The sequence below is a fragment of the Methanobrevibacter sp. genome (assembly GCF_045541095.1).
GTDB lineage: Archaea > Methanobacteriota > Methanobacteria > Methanobacteriales > Methanobacteriaceae > Methanocatella.
In genome coordinates this window covers 1-2,920 of the sequence record NZ_JAZQIJ010000139.1, presented here as the reverse complement: position 1 = coordinate 2,920, position 2,920 = coordinate 1, and the positions used below count along the sequence as shown (strand labels likewise).

Genomic DNA, 2,920 nt, shown 5'->3' with positions numbered 1-2,920 from the left:
ATAATAAATTTAAATTGTTTTTATGTATTTTAAATGAATATTATTAATTTTGTTAAAAATAGTAAAGTTTATATAGTAGGTAATATAACATTAACATAAGTAATTAGATTTTAACAAAATTACTTGCCCACTTAAATACTTTTTGCAAAATGAATTGATTTGTGGATTAATATGAGAACCATGATTAAATATTTAAGACAAGAGCTCAAAATGAGCCAAAAAGAACTTGGGGACAAGGTGGGTGTTACTCGTCAAACGATTAATGCGCTTGAAAATGGGAGATACAATCCCTCCTTATTTCTGGCTTATGAAATAACCCAGGTTTTTAACAAAATGTTATTCAAAGGTGATAGACAACAATACTTCGTAATGGAAGATATATTCATATTTGATGATGACTACTATTAGGTGATAAAATGATTTTAGACATATATAAAGATTCATTTGAATATTCAGCACAGGACTGGAAAACATTGGTCATATTGGGTGTAATGGCAGTTCTGAGTTTTCTTTTACTGCCTGTTTTCCTGGTTACTGGATATAATTACAGGGTAATAAATACAGCGGTCCACGGAATTATAAACGGAAAAGATCCTTTACCAGATTTTGATGATCTGGTAGGCATGTTCGTCGACGGTATTAAAGTCGTAATTGTTCAATTTGCATATGTTCTTGTTCCAATCATTGTCTTTTTGATATTTGCAGCCATTGCATCATATCTCGGCGATGTAGCATCAGTTGCAGCAATGATTATCGGAAGTTTAATAACATTTATCCTCGTAATCATCTGCTGTTTGATGGTTCAGATGGGACTGTGCCACATGGCATACAATGACGGTGCATTTTCAAAAGCATTCGCTGTTAAAGAACTGATGAAAGTAATTGATGACATCGGATGGGTCGAATGCATTGCAACATACTTGGGATTAATAATCATAACTTTAGTAATTGCAATAGTCGTAACTACACTCATTGGATTAATTTTCTCCATATTTGGATTCTCTGGACTTATGTTAGGTGCAGATACCAGTGGAGTATTCTTATTGGGAACATTCATCAACTGGTTAGTTTCAATGTTCCTGGTAGGACCATATTTAAGCATATTCAATTCAAGATCTCTTGGATTGTTATACTCAATGCAAATCGAGTGATTATATGGCAAGCATAACAGACTGTGTCGCTGAAGGGTTGAAATACCCTTTCAACGACCCTAAAAAACTTATGGGTATTGGTGTTCTATTCGCACTGATTAGCGCAATATCTGTATTTATAAGTGTAAAATCATCTGATATCTTAAGAATTGCAGTAAACGTAGCCGAAAATACAAATGCTACAGTATCACACATTTCATTTTCACAATTACCTGCCGGAGACATTTATCTTGTAGCCGGTTTGACCATTGTCAGTTTCATCATATCATTATTCATACTCGGATATCAGTATAATGTTGTAAAATTCTCAATCGATAAAAAGGAAGATCTTCCAGGCTTTGAAGATATTGTAGGAATGTTTGTTAAGGGAATAAAATACTTACTTGTAATATTGGCATACAATATAATTCCAATGATTGTATTTTTTGGTGGAATAGCATTGGCCGGTGACTCATCAGCAATGCCGGTTATCTTCCTGATTTCAGCAATATTGTTCCTAATAGCGTATTTCCTCATGATTATGGCATTGAACAATATGGTTGCATATGACAGTATTAAAAAGGCCTTTGACCTGCGTGAAATAACTGACAATATTTCAAATCTCGGATGGGGAAAATATATCGGAATAATACTTTTTACAATCATTGCATATATGATTATCATGGTTGCGATAAGCTTCATATTGAGCTTCATAACTGCAATATTTGCGGTAGCCGTTAATCAGGCGTTAGTCGTATCTGCTTTCGTTGCAATAATTGAAGGATTATTCATAGACTCTTACGGTGCGGTATTCTACAATAGGGTCTGCGGATCAATATACAGGGAAGCGATTAAATAATTCAAATTTTTTAAATTAATATTATATAGGTGGTCACGTGAAATTAGATTCAAAAATTTTAGGTGTTTTGATGGCGGCATTGGCTGTCGTCGTGGTAATTTCAGCTGTTAGTGCAGTTGATTTGGCAAATGATTTTAAATATGGTGATTTTGCAGTTAGTGTTCCTTCAGGAACTAGTTTTGATGAAAATGTAAATATCGGCGTCAGTGACATGAATCTGACAATTTTAGTAAATTCCGGAAAAAATTCCAAAGATGTTAACTCAATAACCTACTTTAAGGACGTATCTTCCGATAAAAAAGAAATAGCAGGATTTATCAAGGATTTGGAAAATCAGGGAAAAAAGGTTAATGAAACAGATAAATATGTCGTTTTAAAAAATACTCACAAATCCCATGATATCAATATTGAAACTGATTTAGATGGCATTTTTAACATTGCCAATGATGTCTTTTCAGGTGACGGTTTAAGTGTTTCCTCTGAAGGCAGTTCACTTTCCTTATCTGGTAAAGGCGTAGAGGTTTCAGATGCAAACGGTGAGGGCATATCTATTTCATCTGATGGAATAAATATTAATGGCAATTCCTCTTCTGAAAATGTGACAGCTAATGTTACTGAAGATTTAAAGTCCAATTTTGAATCTTCTGATTATTCAGTCTATCTGAAAAACAATGATGGAAGTCAGGTCGTTGTCATTTCAGGAAACAATCTGGAACAGTTAAAATCAATGGCTGAAACAGTTTCATTTAAAGGGAATTAATATTTAATATTCCCATTTATTTTTTTCTTTTTTTTAATTAAATTTGAGTGTTGGCAGAAATTATTGACTTTTAATAACTGTTCATTTTCTAACTAATTTTTCTATTTTTTATTAAATTTTGTTCATTTTAAATATTTGCTTTTTTAAATATCATTTTTCATCACATTTTTT

The 2,920-nt window shown here is 32.6% G+C and carries 4 protein-coding genes; all 4 read left to right on the top strand.

The window, feature by feature from the left end:
• Nucleotides 1-171 precede the first annotated feature (171 nt).
• Genes ACKI2P_RS06060 through ACKI2P_RS06045 form a run of 4 tightly spaced genes read left to right on the top strand, consistent with a single transcriptional unit; the run spans nucleotide 172 to nucleotide 2,749 of the window.
• Nucleotides 172-408, top strand: a complete 237-nt coding sequence (locus tag ACKI2P_RS06060) for a helix-turn-helix transcriptional regulator (RefSeq protein ID WP_407375953.1) — start codon at nucleotides 172-174, stop codon at nucleotides 406-408.
• A gap of 8 nt (nucleotides 409-416) precedes the next feature.
• Nucleotides 417-1,151 carry a DUF4013 domain-containing protein gene (locus tag ACKI2P_RS06055; RefSeq protein WP_407375951.1) on the top strand — a complete coding sequence of 245 codons (735 nt, stop codon included), beginning with the start codon at nucleotides 417-419 and terminating at the stop codon, nucleotides 1,149-1,151.
• Nucleotides 1,152-1,155: 4 nt separating this feature from the next.
• Nucleotides 1,156-1,989: a DUF4013 domain-containing protein gene (locus tag ACKI2P_RS06050; protein ID WP_407375950.1), complete on the top strand. Its 834-nt coding sequence runs from the start codon at nucleotides 1,156-1,158 to the stop codon at nucleotides 1,987-1,989.
• Nucleotides 1,990-2,026: 37 nt separating this feature from the next.
• Nucleotides 2,027-2,749, top strand: coding sequence for a hypothetical protein (locus tag ACKI2P_RS06045; RefSeq protein ID WP_407375949.1), 723 nt, complete (start codon nucleotides 2,027-2,029; stop codon nucleotides 2,747-2,749).
• The last annotated feature ends 171 nt before the right edge of the window (nucleotides 2,750-2,920 follow it).